At 69.9% G+C, this 17,433-nt stretch carries 15 protein-coding genes; all 15 read right to left on the bottom strand.

The window, feature by feature from the left end; genetic code table 11:
* Positions 1 to 6 precede the first annotated feature (6 nt).
* The 15 genes from ACIG5F_RS12325 to ACIG5F_RS12255 all read right to left on the bottom strand — a co-directional run bounded on the left by ACIG5F_RS12325 (position 7) and on the right by ACIG5F_RS12255 (position 17,317).
* Complete coding sequence (locus ACIG5F_RS12325; RefSeq protein ID WP_396517684.1) at positions 7 to 519, bottom strand: phage baseplate assembly protein V; 513 nt, start codon at positions 517 to 519, stop codon at positions 7 to 9.
* A gap of 8 nt (positions 520 to 527) precedes the next feature.
* The gene (locus ACIG5F_RS12320; protein ID WP_396517683.1) at positions 528 to 1,658 is read right to left on the bottom strand and encodes a hypothetical protein; all 1,131 of its coding nucleotides are present in this window, start codon (positions 1,656 to 1,658) and stop codon (positions 528 to 530) included.
* The gene (locus tag ACIG5F_RS12315) at positions 1,658 to 1,978 is read right to left on the bottom strand and encodes a LysM domain-containing protein (protein ID WP_396517682.1); all 321 of its coding nucleotides are present in this window, start codon (positions 1,976 to 1,978) and stop codon (positions 1,658 to 1,660) included. The genes ACIG5F_RS12320 and ACIG5F_RS12315 overlap by 1 nt, the downstream gene beginning before the upstream one ends.
* Before the next feature lie 12 nt (positions 1,979 to 1,990).
* Entirely contained in the window at positions 1,991 to 2,581 is a 591-nt protein-coding gene (locus ACIG5F_RS12310) for a hypothetical protein (protein WP_396517681.1), read from the bottom strand.
* A gap of 115 nt (positions 2,582 to 2,696) precedes the next feature.
* Positions 2,697 to 3,284, bottom strand: coding sequence for a hypothetical protein (locus ACIG5F_RS12305; protein ID WP_396517680.1), 588 nt, complete (start codon positions 3,282 to 3,284; stop codon positions 2,697 to 2,699).
* A gap of 20 nt (positions 3,285 to 3,304) precedes the next feature.
* Positions 3,305 to 9,148: a DUF4157 domain-containing protein gene (locus tag ACIG5F_RS12300; RefSeq protein WP_396517679.1), complete on the bottom strand. Its 5,844-nt coding sequence runs from the start codon at positions 9,146 to 9,148 to the stop codon at positions 3,305 to 3,307.
* Positions 9,145 to 9,420, bottom strand: coding sequence for a hypothetical protein (locus tag ACIG5F_RS12295; RefSeq protein ID WP_396517678.1), 276 nt, complete (start codon positions 9,418 to 9,420; stop codon positions 9,145 to 9,147). The genes ACIG5F_RS12300 and ACIG5F_RS12295 overlap by 4 nt, the downstream gene beginning before the upstream one ends.
* Entirely contained in the window at positions 9,411 to 11,246 is a 1,836-nt protein-coding gene (locus ACIG5F_RS12290) for an ATP-binding protein (RefSeq protein WP_396517677.1), read from the bottom strand. The genes ACIG5F_RS12295 and ACIG5F_RS12290 overlap by 10 nt, the downstream gene beginning before the upstream one ends.
* Positions 11,247 to 12,473, bottom strand: coding sequence for a DUF4255 domain-containing protein (locus ACIG5F_RS12285; protein ID WP_396517676.1), 1,227 nt, complete (start codon positions 12,471 to 12,473; stop codon positions 11,247 to 11,249).
* A complete protein-coding gene (locus tag ACIG5F_RS12280; protein ID WP_396517675.1) occupies positions 12,470 to 12,682 on the bottom strand; it encodes a hypothetical protein in 213 nt (70 codons plus the stop codon). Before ACIG5F_RS12280 ends, ACIG5F_RS12285 begins: the two co-directional genes overlap by 4 nt.
* 418 nt (positions 12,683 to 13,100) lie before the next feature.
* On the bottom strand, positions 13,101 to 13,805 hold the full coding sequence (locus ACIG5F_RS12275; RefSeq protein WP_396517674.1) for a hypothetical protein: 705 nt from the start codon (positions 13,803 to 13,805) through the stop codon (positions 13,101 to 13,103).
* A gap of 3 nt (positions 13,806 to 13,808) precedes the next feature.
* Complete coding sequence (locus ACIG5F_RS12270) at positions 13,809 to 14,318, bottom strand: phage tail protein (RefSeq protein WP_396517673.1); 510 nt, start codon at positions 14,316 to 14,318, stop codon at positions 13,809 to 13,811.
* A gap of 27 nt (positions 14,319 to 14,345) precedes the next feature.
* On the bottom strand, positions 14,346 to 16,145 hold the full coding sequence (locus ACIG5F_RS12265; protein ID WP_396517672.1) for a phage tail sheath C-terminal domain-containing protein: 1,800 nt from the start codon (positions 16,143 to 16,145) through the stop codon (positions 14,346 to 14,348).
* 96 nt (positions 16,146 to 16,241) lie between these two features.
* Positions 16,242 to 16,433 carry a hypothetical protein gene (locus ACIG5F_RS12260; protein WP_396517671.1) on the bottom strand — a complete coding sequence of 64 codons (192 nt, stop codon included), beginning with the start codon at positions 16,431 to 16,433 and terminating at the stop codon, positions 16,242 to 16,244.
* Positions 16,434 to 16,537: 104 nt separating this feature from the next.
* The gene (locus ACIG5F_RS12255; protein WP_396517669.1) at positions 16,538 to 17,317 is read right to left on the bottom strand and encodes a BTAD domain-containing putative transcriptional regulator; all 780 of its coding nucleotides are present in this window, start codon (positions 17,315 to 17,317) and stop codon (positions 16,538 to 16,540) included.
* Between the last annotated feature and the right edge of the window lie 116 nt (positions 17,318 to 17,433).

The raw sequence follows: 17,433 nt of genomic DNA, 5'->3' as shown, positions 1-17,433 counted from the left end.
GCTCCTTCAGGTCACCGCGAGGGCTTGCTTGTTGATCGACACGGTCGGGCCGGTCAGCTCGATGGACGCGCCCTTGCCGTTGTCGATGGTGATGCCGAGATCGCTGACCACGATCGACGCGCCGGTGAGTGTCTTGAGCGTGATCCCCGGCCCGCCCGGCAGGTCGGACATGACCAGGGTGTGGCCGCCCGGGGTCTGCACCACGATGTTGGGCTGGGCCGGGTTGCCCAGCAGCGCGTCCGTGGGCACCTCCGCCTGCGAGCCGTACCAGCAGCCGACCCAGATCGGGTAGCTCAGGTCGCCCTGCTCGAACTCCACCCACACGCCCGATCCGATCGGCGGCACCACGTACACGCCCATCTGCGCGCCGGCCACCGGGTAGCAGGGCATCGCCCAGCTCGACGGCGTGGAGCCGAGCACGTCCGGAACCCGGACCAGGATGCGGCCCTGGCGCATCGGGTCCACATTGGTCACCACGGTCCCCCGGTACTTGCCGAGGTAGCGGCCGGCTTCGGGCATCGGTCCCCCTAGGGAATCACGTTCGGTGTCAACGAGATCAGGCCCTCGCGGGCCAGCGTGAAGTTCTGCGTGTACGACCCGGGCTTGAGGTTGTGGGTCACGCTCTTGACGTAGTACAGGCCGTCGTAGGTGATGCCCGCGCCGCGCACGCCCACCAGTTCCCGGGGCCGCAGCACGTGTCCGTACCGCACCACGTCCAGCTGCCCCGATCCGCTCACCGCGTCCGAGGTCTCCACCGCCTTGGCGATGCTCTCGGCCAGCGCCGTCGGCGCGTCCTTCTTGGCTGTGTCGTCGATGACCGTCTTCTTCAGCGCCGGGGCCGGCCGCAGGGCCAGCGGCGGCCGCAGCACGCTCACCTCCGGCACCGGCAGCAGCACATCCGTCTTGGTGATCGGGATCTGGATGCGCACGCTGGGCTGTTCCCGTGCCGTGCCGTCGAAGCCGAAGGACATCTGCTCCACTGTGGACAGATGGTCCATGTTCACGTTGATCGCCGGCTGCGGCACGCCCAGCCGCACCTCCGGCCCCCAGTAGGCCTTGCTCATGCCCGGCGCCGGCCCCGGATCGAGGTAGAAGGTGTACCCGTTGTCCTTGGCCAGCTTGGTGATGTAGTCCAGGTCGCTGCCCTTCTGGGTCTCCATGCGCTCGGTCGGCGCCGGCGCCTGCGGGATCAGCTCCGGGATGACCAGCGGCACGATGCCCCACTGGGCGTACTGGGCGATGATCGCCAGGCAGCGGGCCGCCGGGCCCATCGCCGGGTAGAGGATGCCGGTGTGGTCCTCCAGGCTCATCAGCACCGTGAGGTCCTCGCCCGTGACCGTCAGCGTCGACTGGCCCGGCACGCCCGCGATCCCCACCTCCTGGCGGGTGATCACCCCGTCCATCAGCACGTTCGGCGTGCCCGCCACCGTCGCGACCAGCACCACCCTCGTCTGCGGGTCGAACGCCCCCGCCGGCAGCAGCGCCTGCTGGATGATGCCGTTCTTCGTCAGGTCGAAGGCCAGCTGGAAGCCGCTGCGCTGCCCCGCCGTCACCGTCACCTGCGCCGACAACAGCGCGTCGGTCACCGGCTGCGGGGTCGGGGCCACGATCTGGCGGCCCATCAGCAGCGTCAGGTGGATCGGTCCGATGTCCCCCATCAGCCCGGCACGCCTTCCGGCAGCGTGATGTTCAGCCGCCTACCCGGCGTGTCCGTCAGCTCTCGCGGGTCCACCACCGGGTTCGCGTCCGCCAGCCGCCACCACTGCTCCGCGTCCCCGAACTGCCGGAACGCCAGCACATCGGCCCGGTCCCCCGCCCGCACCTCGTATGTTCCGATCACCGCGAACGTCTCCGGATCCGGCAGCAGCCTTGGCCGCAGATACGGCACCCCTGCGTGCTCCAGCTGATCCGACGCGAAGTACCGGCTCGTGCGCGGATACTTCGACGGCGCCGCAATCGCGTCCAGCGGACTGCTCATCGCTTGCCTCCCCTAGATCCCCGTGATCCCCAACGCGTCCAGTCGCCCCGCCGCCGCCGTTCCCGCCAGCTGCTCCTTCTGCGCCAGATGCGCCAGATACAGGTCCGCCCCCCGATGCCCCGTGGGCAGGTCGCTGGAGGACAACACCCTCAGCCCGATCCCCACCGTCGCCATGATCGGATTCAGCTCCACGTCGAACGCCGTCTCCGTGATGGTCAGTTCGGTCAGCCGCACCGGCAGCACCCGCTTGCTGCCCCAGACGAACAACGTCAGCGGCGCCTCCACCGGCGTGATCTCCAACGTCCCCACGCTCGCCAGCGCCTGATTCCCCCTGATCCTCGCCGCCGGCGGATTGATCAGCATCTCCAACGCCGCCAACTGCGGATGAATCCCGTTCGGCGCCGACACCTCGAACTGGTCCGTGGCATCCACATCCGCCTCGAACTTGATCGTCTCCACCGCCGGCCCCGTCAGCCGCAGCGCCTCCGTCCGATCCCCCTGCTGCTCATCCCCCGCCGCCTTCGGCGCCAGACTCCGCTGCAACGTGTCCGGATTGAACTGCATCACGATCACCCGCTGCGGCGTCCCCCGCACCGGATCCACAATCACCAACCCCGACCTGATCGGCTTGGGAATGTCGGTGTAGCCAATCGCGCTGGTCACGCCTCACGCACCTCCCCGCGGTGCAGGCGAACCGGACCGAAGGTCTCCATGCCGCTCACTGCCTCTTTCTGATCTGGTCCGCCATGAATTGGGCCTGCGCACGGAGATCCTCGTCGGGATCCGACTCGGCCACCCCGTCCAGGAAGGGAATGAATTCCGGCCAGTACGGAAACAACGTCGCCCACAGGGCCGCCTCACGAAGGCGAACGTCCGAGCTTCGCCCCAACTCCTCGACCTTCGCGATAAATCCCGGATCGGGTTCGTTGGGGGCAGCGAGCCCAAGCCTCCGTAGCAGCAAGGCTTTGGCTTCCACACCGTCCTCTCGATCCAACTGATCCAGCACATCCTCGTAGGAGATCGGCTCGAAGTACCGAGTCACAAGATCGTCGAACCTCTGAACGTCGGCGAACTCATCGCCGGTCACCTGCACAATGGCTGTTTCGGCCGGCGGATACTCGAGATAGTGCAGATACAGCCGCGGAGCTATCCGCCACGTCACCTCGCGCGTCACTCCCTCCGACGGCGCGGCCGTGATCTCACGAACCTTCTCGAAGCCCGCCGATTCGGCGAGCTCGACGACCTCCTCCTCGGCCGCCGACTCCTGCAACACACGTCGTCGCCCTTGAATATCGCCCCAGCTCATCGCCGGCACCTGCCCTCTCGTCATAAGCCCGTCGTCCCCTTCTTCTGTGGTGTCCAGAGCCTGGGAACTCGGGTCACCAGGTCAGGGTCGGCGTTGAGGATCTCATCCACGAGAGCGCGCAGTCGAGCGAGCGCCTGCTCCCTGTTTGCTTCATCGACGAAAATGTCATCAAAGGCGACGGCACGCGATGCCCACAAGGTAAATCTGTCAAGGTAACCGGTCGGCGTCTCCACGCTCGGTCTGATCTCGTCCAGGGTCGGCGCACGGAGTCCCCGGCTCTCAGCCCACTTCTGCTCCACGCCGTGCACCTGGTTGTACACGCTGTTGGTCGGCGCACGGAGCAGCCTCGCGATCTCCGGTGACTCCAGCATGTCCGGCGTCGGGGCGTTCCCCTGCCCCCATAGCAGTCCGGACGCCTTGTTCACCCTCATGGCCGCGCCGACTGACCGGTTCGGCACCATGAGGCCTCGGGAGTGGATCTCCCGCACCCGCGCAACGGCCTCCTCATCCGAGCCGGCCTGCGTCGCCCACTGCAATTCGGCCTTGGAGAGCAGAGTCATGACGCTGGACCTTTTCGACTCGACCAGCTCACGCAGGATCCGCTCGAAGGCGACGTCGGACATGTCGGGGGTGATCCCGCCGCGCCCGCCGCTGAGCCTCAAGGCCTGGTCGAGTTGCTTGCGGACCTCGCTGGCATCCGCGCCCTTCAGCAACACGTCCTGGTAGCGTCCGCCCTGACCACCGGGCGGCACCAGGAATCCGCCCGGGTCGGCCCGCCAGCCAGGCTGGAATCGGAACGTCAGATCCGCGCCCGTCAAGTCGATCACGCCGTGCTTCTTGTCCGACTTCCGCTCATTGATGAAGCCATGGACGTCGGACGCCTGCTGTGCGAGGGGAACATCCTGGCGCAGCGGGAACACTGGTGGCGCAGGCCTGGTTGCCGGACCCGTTCCCTGAGGTCCGCCAGGCGGCTGTGGAGGCTTCTGTTCCGTTCCTTGCGGCGACGCTTTCCTGGCAAGCTTCTCGGCTTCCTTCTTCATCTCCTCGGCCAGCAGCATCTTGCGCAGCACCAACGCGTTCCCGGCCGGCTTGCTCGGGTTGATCGTGGCGGTGATCTGGACGTTGTCCCCGCCCGTCAGCTCGAGACTGGACAATCGGTACCAGACCCGCATCGCGGCCAGCGCGGCCCGCAGGATCACCCCGCGAACGCCGCGCGCCAACAACGCCTTGAGCTTCGGCTGGATGCGCGCTACCGCCTTGGCGAGGCGCTCCTCCGGCGAGACCGGCTTCGACTTGCCCTTGAGCTTGTCGACGATCTTCTGCTTGGCCTTCTGGTAGGTCTGCTTGATCTTCTTGCCGGCGTTGAGGAGGGTCTTGCCGAGTTTGGTCTTGGCGAGCTTGGAGCCGAGGGACTTGATGCCGCCCTTGACCTTGTTCCAGCCCTTTTTGGCTGCACCGAGGACCTTCGTGGCTCCGCGGCGGGCGAGGGAGCCGGCTTTGGAGGCGCCCTTCTTGGCGAAGGAGAGGGCGGCCTTGCCGGCGCGTTTGGCGCCGTTGAAGGCCTTGCCGGCGGCCTGGCGGACCTTGGTGGCGCCGCGGGCGAGGGCCTTCATGATCTTGTCGGCGATGCCTTTGAGCTTGCTGGCGACGCCCTTGGCGGCGGAGGCGAGCTTGGAGATGAGGAAGTTGGCGATGAAGTCGAGCAGGGCGACGGCGCCGGCGGCGACGGTTTGGGCGAACAGGCAGGCCGCGGCCACGCCGCCGGCGCGGACGGCCTTGAGGAACGACAGGAGCTTGGAGAGGGCGCCGAGGATCTTGGAGATGGCGCCCCACGCGGCCTGGATGGTCTGGATGATCGCGAGGATGGCGCCGGCGCCGGGGATGAGGGCGGCGACGACCTTCTCCAGCACCAGCTGGACGATCATCATGGGCAGGGCCTTGAGCACGGCGTTCCAGACCATGGAGGCGATCTGCCCGATCTTGAGGCAGCCCTTGATCAGGACGTTGAACACCAGCTTGCCGAGGCCGACGACCTCCTCGACCTTGTCGTTGAACCACTTCTTGACGGCGCTGATGATGGCCCCGAACAAGAAATCGCGAACGCCGTCGCGGATGGCGGCCCCGAGATTGCTGAGCCAGCGGCCGGGGTTGAGGGCGATGTCCTTGATGATCGCGGCCAGCTCGCCGAGGATGGCGATGGCCTGCTGCACGAAGGCGATCGCGGCGTTGACGGCGTCCCGCACGAACTTGACGGCGGCGAGCAGCCCGGCCTGGAGGACGTCGAGCAGCTTGGACAACACGGCGCCGAGGGCGTCGAGTAATTTGTTGACGGCGTTCTTGAGACCGTCGGCGATCTGGTTGACCTTGGCGATGGCGGCGTCGCGCAGGCCCTCGATGGCCTTGCGGAACTTGTCCCGCAGCCCGGGAAACGCGGCCAGCAGGGTGTCGCCGAGGGCGATCAGGGCGGTGGCCAGGGTGTTGATCAGGCCGACGACGGCCTTGCGGGCGAACTCGATGGCGTCGTTGACGAACTTCTTGAAGCCGTCGATGACCCCCTGGATCGCGGCGCGGGCGGCGTTGAAGATGTCGGTGATGGCCGAGACGATGGCGTCGAACGCCTGCTTGATCTTGGACGCGACCCAGCTGAAGAAGCCGCCGTCGTCGTTCTTCTTCTCGTCCTTCTTCTTGCGGGCGTCCTGCTCGGCCTTGGCCCGCTTGTCGTCGATGTCCTTGTTGTCGCTGTCCTTGCGGTCCTGGACGTCCTTGTTGGTGTCGGTGTGCTGCTGGTCGATCTGCTTGGCCGCCTCACCGTGCTTGTCGGCGGCCTGGGTGTTGGAGTCGGTGACGGCCTGGTCCTGCTCGGCCCGCCACTGGTCCCGCTGGGCCGAAGCCTGGGTGGCGACGTCGGCCCGCTGATCGGCCTGCTCCTGGCTGCTCTGCTTGATCGCGTCGTCGATCTGGGCCTGGTTCTGCTGGTGCTCCTGGACGGCCTGGTCGTCATGGCCCTTCTGCTCGGTGGCCATCTGCCCGGCGCCCTGCCCGAAGGCGGCCTGGATCTGCGGACCCCGTTCCTGCTGGGCCACGGCGGAAATCGCGGCCTTGTCGGCGCCGCCGGCCGCGGCCCCCGGACCAGGGCCGGGTCCGCCGGCCGCGGGGGCGCCGCCGCCACCGGCGGGCACCTTGCCGGTCAGGGTCTGGGGCGGCACGTTGGGGTAGACGTGGTCCTCGCCGAGCGGCTGGGCGGCGTCCTGCCGGCCGACCTCGGCGACCTTGCCGGTGGTGTCGTTGAGGTTCTTGGCCTGCTGGTCGGTCAGCGCCGGATCGGTGTCGCCCTTGAGCTCGAACTGGGGCGCGGGACCGACGGTGGCGTTGAGGGCCGGGTCGGTGGTCGGGATGTTGTCGACGGCGTGTTCGAGGTGGGCGCTCTCCTCGGGGCTGAGCTTGCCCTGCGCGTCCCCGGCGACGGTGGGCGCGGCCGCGCCGGCGGTCGCCGACGGTCCACTGTGGACGTCCTTGTTCTCGGCCTGCGGCTGCTTGCCCTGCTCGGGTGGCTTGGCTTCGTCGACCCGGGGGATCTCGGCGGCCACCGGCGGGGCCTCGGGCGGCTTGCCGCTCAGCGTCTCCGGCGCGCCCGAGGGACGGTCGGCGGCGGGCGGCGCGGACTGCAACTCGGTGCGGTCCTTGCCGACCGACGTGCTCACGGACGAGTCGACCTGGCCCAGCGAATCCACCATGTCGGCCGGCTGCTGGGTGCTGACCGAGGCGAGCGCGGCCCGCGGCTCCTGGGCCGACACGTCGGGGGCGGCCGCTTGCGGTGGCTCGGCGGCAGCCGCGCCACCGCCGCCACCTCCACCGCCGCAGCCGCCGCCACCCTGTTCAGGGGCGGCCGACTGCTCGGGCGCGCCGGCACAACCACCGCCACCGGCTTCCAGCGAGGCGTCTTCGGCCGGCGCGCCGCCGGGCGCCTGCTCCTGGTCAGGTCCTTGCGCACCCGGCCCCTCCGGAACAGGCCCGGCGCCGGCCGGTTCCGGCCCGGAGGCGGAGAGCTCGGTGGGTTCCTCGCCGACGGGTTCCTCGGCGGACGTCGTCCGCTGAGCCGGAACCCGGGCCGCGGTGGCCATGGTCCGGGCCGGTGCCACGGGTTCCGGCTGTGGCGGTGTGACGGGTTCACGCTCGATGGCGTCCTCGTCGACCTGCCCGGCCGCCGGCTGGATCTCCGCCGATTCCCGCTGCTCCTGGACCTGCTCGGCCCGATACTCCTCGGTGCGGGCCTTGGGGTCCACGGCCGGCTCGGGCGGCGTCGGGAACGACGGCGGCTCGGGCGGTGGCGGCGGCGAGCCGTCGGCGGGCAGCGTCAGCTTGTCGGCGGTCGGCACGGCGGAGACGTCCAGGTCCGACTTGGGCAGCCCATCGTCGGGCTGCTCCTCCGCAGCCGGAGCGGGCGCAGGCGCCGGGGGCTCCGGCTCCTCCGCGACCTCGGCGGTGGGGGCGGCCTCCAGCCCGATCGGATCCTCGCCGGGTTCGCTGTCCTCCTTGGGCTTCTCTCCCGGACGCTCCACCACACCGTGCTTGGCCAACGGACTTTCGGGTCCGGCCACGGCCGTGTCGATGGCGGCGTCGTCGGCCACGCCCGGCGCACCGCCGGCATCCGCCCCGGCGCCACCGGGTCCACCGACGGCCGCACCACCGACGCCGGCGGCCGGGGCCGCGGGCGCCTGCCCGGCCTGGAGGGCCTGCTGCTCCCCCTGCTGGGCGTCGGCGTCCTTCTTGTCCGCCTCCTGCTTGTCCTTGTCCCCCTTGGACTTGTCCTTCTCGTCCTTGTCCTGCTGCTTGTCCTGGTCCTTCTTGTCGTCGCCGTCCTTGGCGTCCTTGTCCTTGGCTTCCTCGTCCTTCTTCTTGCCGTCCGCGTCCTTCTTCCGGTCGGCGTCGGACTTGTCCTTGTCCTGCTTGTCCTTGTCCTCCTGGCGTTTGCGCTCGTCCTCGGACCGGGAGGCGTCGTCCTCGGCCGCCTTCTCCTTGTCCTGGTCGGACTTCTCGTCGGACTTGCGGTCGCCCTCGGCGGTCTGCTCGTCAGGATCGGGCTCGGTCTTCGGATCCTCGACGGTGGCCGGCTGGTCCACCGGGGCGACGTCCGGCGGGGCGTCGCTGTTCTCGTCCGAGCGGACGAGGTCGACGATCTGTTGGTACTGCGGCGAAGGCAGCCGCACCTTCAGCGTCTCGAAGACGGTCTGCTGGAGCTCCGGCGTGAGCCGGCCGATCTGCAACCGGACCCGACCGGACGTGTCGGCCGGGTCGCCGCGCAGGCTGCGCAGCACGCCGGCGACGATCCGGTCCACGATCGAAGCCGGGTCCAGCCGCTCGGCCCGCTGCTGGCCGGCGTTCACTCGGGTGTAGCGCAGGAGGGAGGCCTGTTGCTGGGCCCGCCTTTCGACGTCGTTTCGCCGACCCTGGGCGGTCTCCTCGGCCTCCACCTCGACCGGCTCGCCCGGCTGGCTGAGCACGCCGTCAGTGCGGCCGAGCCGGAGCGGGCCGGGCGCGGTCGGCACCTGCACGGTGTGCAGCAGCTCGTGGGCCAGCAGCAGACGGCCCTGGGCGGTTTCGGGATGGAACGCGTTCTCGGCGAAGAACACGTCCTGCCCGACGGTCACGGCATCGGCGCCGATGAGCTCGGTGAGCACGGCCGCGTCCCGATCGGTGTGGATGCGGACGCGGCTGAAGTCGTGCCCCAGCCGGGATTCCAGCTCCCGACGCAGCCCGGCGTCCAGCGGCTGCCCGGCCCCGGACACGATGTCCTTGACCTCCGGCCGCTTGCGCACCGGTGGCCGCTTGGCCGGCTTCTTGACCGCGGTCACCTTGGGGCTCATGGCGCGCCGTCCAAGGTCGCGTGCACGGTCCGGGCCAGCTGGACGCCGATCCGTCGGGACGACATGCCGGGCGTGGGCGCGGAACCGGCGACCGCGATGTCCACCGAGTCGTCCATAGTGGACTCGAAGAAGCCGCCGAGCGGACCGGCCAGCAGCCGGGTCAGCTCGCGCCGGAAGGACGCTGCGACCAGATCGCGGTCGGCAGCGGGGAAACCGTCGAGCACCAGCTCGCCGATCTCCACTACCACCCGACGCGGCCCGGTCACACCCATCCGTCCACCTCGCCCGAGGACAGCGACCGCTCCAACTTCAGGTACTCGGTCCGCGACGCCGCGAGCAGATGGCTCATCCGCAGCGGGGCCTGCTCATCGGCGGCCAGGAACGCGGCCGACAGGGCGATGTTGCGGATGCTGCCGCCGGCCACGGTCAGCTGGGCCAGGCGGTCGACGTCGATGCGCTCGACCGGGGTGGCCGACGGGATGACCCGCCGCCAGATCTGGGCGCGTTCGACGACCGTGGGGAACGGGAAGTCCACCACGAACCGGATCCGCCGCAGAAAGGCGCTGTCCAGGGCCTTTTTCATGTTGGTGGTGAGCACGGCCAGCCCGCGGTAGGACTCCATCCGCATCAGCAGGTAGCTGACTTCCAGGTTGGCGTAGCGGTCGTGGCTGTCCCGGACCTCGCTGCGCTTGCCGAACAGCGCGTCGGCCTCGTCGAACAGCAGGACCGACCCGCCGCGCTCGGCGGCGTCGAACACCCGGCGCAGGTTCTTCTCGGTCTCCCCGATGTACTTGCTGACCACCTGGGACAGGTCGATCACGAACAGGTCCAGCCCGAGCCGGCCGGCGATCACCTCGGCGGCCAGGGTCTTGCCGGTGCCGCTGCCGCCGGCGAACAGCGCCGTGACGCCGAGCCCGCGGCGCAGCACGGACTCGAATCCCCAGTCCTGGTAGACGGTTCCGCGTCGCCGCACGTGCGCGACGATCTCGTCCAAGGTCGAGAGTTGCGCGTCGGGCAGCACGAGATCCTCGGGTGTGGCCCGGGGTTCGATCCGCCGGCCCAGCTCCTCCAGCGCCGTCCGCGCCTCGGTCAACCCGGCCCGCCAGGCCAGATCGGCGGCGTCCTCGCCGGCGGCGCCGCTGCGGCGGACGGTCTCGCCGGCACGACGGATCACGTGGGCTGGCAAGGAGAACTGGGCGACCAGGCGCTTGAGCTCTCCGTCGGCCACGGTCGCGACGCCGTTCAGGGCCTTCGACCACAGCTCACGCTGCTCGTGCTGGGTCGGCGCGGCGACGGTGAACTGGGGGCGAAGCCCGGTCACCGCGTCGTCCGAGCTCACGACCACCGGCACGTTCAACCTGGCGACAAAGGAATCCAGCGCATGGCGGCGCTCGCCGTCGAACTCGATGGCCAGCGCGGCCGGCAGCAGCACGGCCTCGCGCTCCCACAGCCGGCACAGCGCGTCCCGCTCAGCCGGATCGGACGGCACATCATGGCCATCCATTGTGTACAGATCGAGGCCTTGGGCGGCGAGAGCCGCGGTCTCCCACCTGGTCTGCCGGTCACCACCGACCAGGTCCACATGTGGACTTCCGCCGCCGCGCCAGGCAGCGGCCACCTGGTCGGCGACGGCGACCTGGGAGGCCGGCAGGTCGTCGGGCCGCGGGGCCCGCTGCACGATTCCCCGCAGCCGCGGATCCAAACCCGGTGCGCCGGCGAGAAAGTGCAGGATTCGTTCGTCGATGCGCAGCCGGGCCGTGGTCAGTGATCCGGTGTCGGCAACGTCGATCAAACTCCAGCGGCGCAGGGGGCCGTCCGGGGTCAGCGCGCTCCAGTGCGGCTCCCGCAAAGTGGCCAGGGCCAAGGAAAATGTGGGAGACCCGAATCGGTCGGCGGCGGTGGGTTCGATCTCGACGGCAGCAGTGAGCACGAGCAGGTCCCGCTCGAACGGCGTGAGTCCGAAGCAGGCGCACACCGTCGTCAACGCCGAATCCCCGTCGTCAACGGCAGGCGGGTCCTGACCGTCGAGCCGGGCGAGCACGTCGGCCACGGCCGAGCTCAAGGCCCGGCCGTGCGGCGTCTCCTTGCCCAAGCTCACTCAGGCCCCCAACCGTGCCGACGGCGTCCGCAGGTCGTCCGCGGTACGGCTGCGCACGCCGTCAACCTGCACGCGCACCAGATAAACGGCAGGCCGGACACCGGCAACGGCCACCGTGACCGTGTGATCATCCGGTCGCAGCCCCAGCGGCACCGGGGCCGGGAACTGGTAGCTCGCCGCGTTCCGCCCAGCCGGCGGATCGAGTTCGTCCAGCAGCAGCACGACCCGTTGGTCGTCCAGCACCGGCAGGTCCAGGTGCACGGTGACGAGATTGCCGACCACCTGCACGGGCTCGATCACGCTCGGCTGCCGGGTCACCGCGACGGCGTTGGACTCGAACGCCTTGCGTACCGTTCCGTCCGGAAAGGACAGATCCTGCACCACCGACACCGGGTAGATGCCGGGCGGCAGCTCCGCCCCGGTCTCCGGGAACCGGAACACCACCTGGTCCTCACGGGTGCTCTGCGGCGCCACGTCCAGGTCGCCGATCCGCACGGTGTCGCCGTCGCCGCTGAGTTGCCGGCCCTGCAACAGAATCTCACTGCCCCGAGGAACCGGGCCCTCCACCGGGGTCTGGGTGCTGCCGGCCGGCCGGGACAACGCCCGGTCCAGCACCGGTCGGCCGCCGGCCACGGCCCGCACGTTCCGGCGCAGCACCGGCTTGCCGGCGGCGGGCACGCCCTCGCCGTCGAGCAGCACCAGAGTTCCCTGGTACATCACGGAAAGCGCGTACGGCACCTGGATCAGCATCGTCCACAGCTTGTACAGGTCGTCGACGTCCAGCTTGGTCGGCGTGAGCCGCACCTTCTGCGGTGAGCTGGCCAGGTCGGCCCCGACCAGCGGCGGCCGGACCGCCGCCGCGTCGAGGTCCTCCTCCAGCAGCACCGGGCTGGTGTGCAGGCTGCGCACCACCGAGCCCAGCAGCTTCTGGGGCTGCAACTCGGTTTCGTCGCCGTAGAAACTGATCAGGTAGTGCAGGTCGATGGCCGCCTGCGGCTTGGTCAGCAGGGTGCCGTCGGAGCTGCGGGTCGGCGCGTCGAAGTTGCGGACCGAGGGATTGGGCACCACCTCGTACATGAAGACGGTGATCGTCGGCTCGGCCGGCGGCTCGGTGAACGGCTTCTGCGCCAGCACCCGCACGGCGAAGCCGACATCGGCGGTGACGCGGCGGCTGACGAACTGCCGCAGCGCCTCGGTGGCCTGGGCGACGGCCAGATAGTTGCTCACGAGCCCTCCCCGGCCAGGTATTTCTCCAGCGGCACGGCCGGCGCCACCCGACCGCTCGACCGCGGCTGACGGGCCGCCGGCGCGGCGGCCCTCACCTCGACCCGCCCGATGCTGACGTGCACAACCCGCTCCGGCTCCGGCGCGGCGACCCGCCGGGCCGGCACGACCGCCGCCTTGGCCACCGCGGTCCACGCCCGAATCGGGTGCACGACCGCGGGTGCCGGCTGGGGCGCAACGGGGGTAGCCCCAGCCGGCTCGGGCGGTTGGATCGGGGCGGCCGCCGACGGGACCGGGGCTGGTGTCGTGACCGGAACCAGCAGCGGCGGCTGAGCCACTTCAAGTCGTTCCAGCACATGGTGAACCGACGAATCCACTGTGGTCAGATGGCGTTCAACCAACGTCAACTGGTGTGATTCCCGTTCATGGACAAGGGTTTCCGTGTGCCGTTCGACAACCCCAGGAGGTGTGATCGGTGGGGCCGATGCCGCCGGTCGTGCCGACGAAGCCGCAATGGGCTCGGCTTCCGGCACAGCGACTGCCCGCTCGAACGGATGCGCCAGCCGGGGCATGGCCCGAGGCGCCGACGAGGGCAGCCCGGCCGAGCGCGCCGCCAACCGGTGGAAGAAGTCAGGCATGGCCGCACAACTCCAGGTAGTAGCGACGGCGTGCGGGGCTCAGCGCCAGCACGTCGGGCTCGCGCCAGCCGTAGCTGGACGCCAGCAGATGCACGTCCAACAGCGTCGCCCGGGCCCAGGAATCCAGTTCCGCCCACAGGAAGCCGGCGATGTCGAGCTCGGCCCCGGTGGACTCGCCGCACTCCGGGCACACCACGTCCAGCTCGACATCGGCCCGCGGATCGGCCTCGGCCACCGCCTGCCCGGCGCCGGCCGCCACCGCCGCCGGCAGATCGTCCACAGTGGCCGGTCGGCCACCTCGGCTGATCTCCAGCGCGCATGCCGACAGCAGCGCACGGCCAGCGCCGCGTGCGCCCAGCAGGTCGCCGGAGGTCGGCATCCGCATCACCACCGTCCACTCCCCCTCGGTCACCGCAACCGTTTCCGTTGCCGGCAAAGCCATCCCGGACACGGCCGTGGCGTCGAACTCGAACTCCAGCTCCTCGCCGCAGCCCCGGCACGCCACCCGCACCGGCATCGCCGCCCCGAACAGCGCGGCCCGCAGCCCGAACAGGTCCGCGTCCCGCTGGCCGACCACGACGTCGAGCAGCTCCTCGGCCGTGGCAGCCGGGCGCGCGGCCGCGTGCAGCAGGACCGCGCGCCCGGCCGGGTCCACGGACAGCCCCGACTCCCAGAGCGCCAACAGCTCAGCCGTCACCGGCTACGCCGGGAAGGTGATCGACGGCTCTTCCGGCTCGGGCACGTCGGGGTCGACCTCCCAGCCCTCGCTCTCCAGCTTCAGGCTCTGGATGGCCACCGCGTTGGCGTTGGCGTCCAGCTCGCCGACGATCTGGTACTCGCTGGGCCAGGCCCGGTACACCTTGTAGGCCTTGGCCACCTGGCCGGCCTCGTTGAGCAGCTGGATCACGATGTCCTTGCGGAAGTCCCGCAGCGAGGACTCCGCACCCCGGCCGCCGTTGACCAGGAACACCTTGTTGGCCCACCGGTCGAACTCCGGGTCGTGGGTCACCCCGCGCTCCAGGGTGATCGCGTCGAACTCGGTGCGGCCCGCGGACTTGCGGACCGAGCTGGAGTCGCCGCCGTTGCGGTGCTTGACCACCTCGGTGGTGCGCTTCATCGGGCTGATCTTGCTGACCCCGGCCACCACCCTGCCGTCCCACAGCACCAGGAACTTGAAGTTCTTGTACGGGTCGAAACGCTGTGCGTTCACGGAGAACTGCGCCATCGCGGAAATCCCCTAGACGTCGATCTGGCCGGTGATCTGCTCGATCTGGATGACGACGAACTCCGCCGGCTTGAGCGGCGCGAACCCGACGACGATGTTGACCACGCCGCGGTTGATGTCGTCCTGGGTGGTGGTCGTCTTGTCCACCTTCACGAAGTACGCCTCGCGGGCCGAGGTCCCCTGGAACGCGCCCTGGAGGAACAGGGTGTGCAGGAACGCCCCGACGTTGAGCCGGATCTGGCCCCACAGCGGCTCGTCATTGGGCTCGAACACCACCCACTTGGTGCCCCGGTAGAGGCTCTCTTCCAGGAACAGCGCCAGCCGCCGGACCGGGATGTACTTCCACTGCGAGGTCAGCTGGTCGGCGCCGGCCAGCGTGCGCGCGCCCCACACCACCGGCCCGATCACCGGGAAGCTGCGCAGCGCGTTGAGCCCCAACGGGTTGATCAGACCGTTCTCCGGATCGGTCATCGGCACGGTCAGCGCCCGCGTCCCCGACAGCACCGCCTCGGTGCCGGCCGGGGCCTTCCACACGCCGCGGGCGGTGTCGGTGCCGGCGTAGATGCCGGCGATGGCCCCGGACGGCGGGAACGAGCGCAGTTGGCCGGTCAGCGGATCGGTCTGGACGATCTGCGGGAAGTACAGCGCGGCGTGGTCGCTGCGGACCGAGTCGAACCCGGCCAGCCCGGAACGGGCCTTGTCCAGGTCGGTCCAGGCCGAGGGCGCGTCCACGATGAAGAAGGCCCGCCGGTCCTCGCACAGCCGGATCGCCTGCGCGATCACGGGGATCGGATCGCCGCTCAGCGTGGCCAGTTCGGGGATGACCAGCAGGTTCAGGTCCGGCACGTCGGCCAGCGCGTACAGGCCGGTCTTGTCCACGGCGCTGCCGATCAGGTCCGAGGCCTGCGGCGGCGTGCCGTCCGCGCCGTCGGCCAGCGGGATCGACGCGGCCGCCGAGTTGACCTGGAGCTTGAGGGTGCTGGCGGCGTCACCGATCAGCGTAAGGGTGGAGTCCGGGTTGCCCGACACCGTGTGCAGGCGGTTGCCGACCACGGTCACCGTGGCGGCGGAGAAGCCGCGGTCGCCGGGGTCGGCGGAACGGAGTTTGCGTTCCAGCAGCACGGCGAGCTCGGCGATGCTCTGCGGCTTGGCCTCGCCGGCGGAATAGAGCGTGATCACCTTGCGGTTCGCGGAGCCGCCGGTGGGGGTCACCGTCGCCTCGAACGTCTTGTCGGTGACGTCCGCCGGCACGCCGGTGATCGCGTCGGAGATGGTGCCGGAGATGGTCGGCTCGGTCGGGTCGGCGGCGGCCTTCACGCTGACCACGGACGACGCCGCGTTGACCGTGTTCTCCAGTGTGTCCAGGGAAACCCCGCGGTAGGACTCGCGGACCCGTCCGCCCAGGTCGAACACCCGCAGGGTGAACTGGTTGGCGGTGGCGCCGGGATCGACCGCGACCCGCAGCGAATCGCCGGCCTCGCCCGGCTCGAGAGCGGTCACCGTGAACGAGTCGCCGTTGTCGACCTTGGCCGTGGCCGACTTCGCGCCCGGCGACAGCCGCACCACCACCGCGATCTGCCCGCCGTTGAGGAAGAACTGCTGCACGCTGTAGCTCAGCGGGCTGGCCTGCGACAGGCCGCCGAACCGGCGCTGGAAGTCGGCGAAGCTGGTGAGGGTCACCGGCGTGCTCACCGGACCCATCGTGGTGTAGCCGACGAATGCGGTCACGGAGGTCGAGACCCCCGTGATGGTGCGCACCGAGCTGCTCAGTTCCTCGATGTACACACCCGGATAGGTGGGCGTGACTGGCATGGCACCTCCGTTGCGAGGAGGTCGCCGGCGAACGCGCTCGACGGCGCGGCGGCTATCCCCCGTTTGCTGGTCCTTCAACACCTTTCGCGAACTGCTTCACGACGAGCCGCTCTCCAGCCAGCCCCGCAGCACGCGGATCATGGCCTCCCAGTCGCCGAACCGGCCCCGGACCCGCCCGCTCGTGTCGACCAGCTCGCCGTGTGACAGCCGGCCGCTGCCGTCCAGCACCAGGCGCAGGACCACCACACTGTGGCGGCGTTGCCCGAGGCTGTCACCGTCCGGCGTCACAGGGCCCTCGAACAGTTGTTGTCACCGCACAGTTGTAGCGGCGGCGGCTCAGCCGGCACTGAGCCCGCGGGGTGCGCCCCGATCAGATTTCGATGAGGTTGCGCTCAGATCGTGCCGGGGGCGGTGCGCACCTGGTCGTACAGTGCCTCGGTGAGCGGCTCCGGCCGCGCGTCGAACTCGGACTCCAGCATGCGTTCACACGTCCGATACTGCCGAAACGCCTGCGCCCGCTGGCCGAAGCGAACATAGCAGCGCATCACCAGGCGGTGCGCGTCCTCCCGGCACGGATCGTGGCGCAGCAGAAGGAGGGAGTAGCGCAGCGCGTTGCTGTAGTCCTTCTCCCGGAAGTAGTGGTCGGCGACCTGCCCCAGCAGCGACAGATACACGGCCCGCAGGCGTTCCCGCTCCACCAGCGCGCGCACGCCGTCCACCGCGCACAGATCCCCTTGGTACATGGAGATCGCGTGCAGCGCGCACTGCACCGCGGCGGGGACGTCGCCGTGCCGGAACCCCCGCTCCGCCCGGTCGACCAGCGTGTCGAACTCGCCGATGTCCACCGCCACACCGGCTTCGGTGTTCAGCTGGTATCCGCCATCCGTGTACACGACGGGCGCGGCGCCGGCGAGCGCGTCACCGAACGACTTGCGGGTCGCGTGCACGAGACTGTTCAATGCCTGCGTGGCGTGCGAGGTGTCCGACTCCGGCCACACCGCCTCCAGCAGCCATTCCCTTGGCGCGCGGTAGTGTTCCTGTAGTGCCAGGTGACACAGCAGCGCCTCCGTCTTGCCACCCGGGCGCACCGTCACCGGAGCCCCGGCCTTCACCACTCGAAACCTGCCCAGCAGGCAGATCGTCACGGGCGAGGAAGCCCCCGCGATCTTCACGCCTCCGCCCCCTCACGGATTGCACGTGCGCGTACCGCAGAAAAGCAGCGCGCGAATCCCGCAAGGTGTCGCAGCGCGCGGCCCCAGTTGCCAACGACGCTACCACTCGGGCGTGA

The organism is Kutzneria sp. NPDC052558 (assembly GCF_044547355.1).
Taxonomy (GTDB): Bacteria; Actinomycetota; Actinomycetes; order Mycobacteriales; family Pseudonocardiaceae; genus Kutzneria.
Note: the sequence above shows the minus strand (reverse complement) of the source record. Positions and strands in the feature narration are given on the sequence as shown.

Excerpts from the sequence above, each read along its gene's own strand:
- ACIG5F_RS12325 (WP_396517684.1), bottom strand. The coding sequence starts at position 519 with ATGCCCGAAGCCGGCCGCTACCTCGGCAAGTACCGGGGGACCGTGGTG.
- ACIG5F_RS12320 (WP_396517683.1), bottom strand. The coding sequence starts at position 1,658 with ATGGGGGACATCGGACCGATCCACCTGACGCTGCTGATGGGCCGCCAG.
- ACIG5F_RS12315 (WP_396517682.1), bottom strand. The coding sequence starts at position 1,978 with ATGAGCAGTCCGCTGGACGCGATTGCGGCGCCGTCGAAGTATCCGCGC.
- ACIG5F_RS12305 (WP_396517680.1), bottom strand. The coding sequence starts at position 3,284 with ATGAGCTGGGGCGATATTCAAGGGCGACGACGTGTGTTGCAGGAGTCG.
- ACIG5F_RS12300 (WP_396517679.1), bottom strand. The coding sequence starts at position 9,148 with ATGAGCCCCAAGGTGACCGCGGTCAAGAAGCCGGCCAAGCGGCCACCG.
- ACIG5F_RS12295 (WP_396517678.1), bottom strand. The coding sequence starts at position 9,420 with ATGGGTGTGACCGGGCCGCGTCGGGTGGTAGTGGAGATCGGCGAGCTG.
- ACIG5F_RS12265 (WP_396517672.1), bottom strand. The coding sequence starts at position 16,145 with ATGCCAGTCACGCCCACCTATCCGGGTGTGTACATCGAGGAACTGAGC.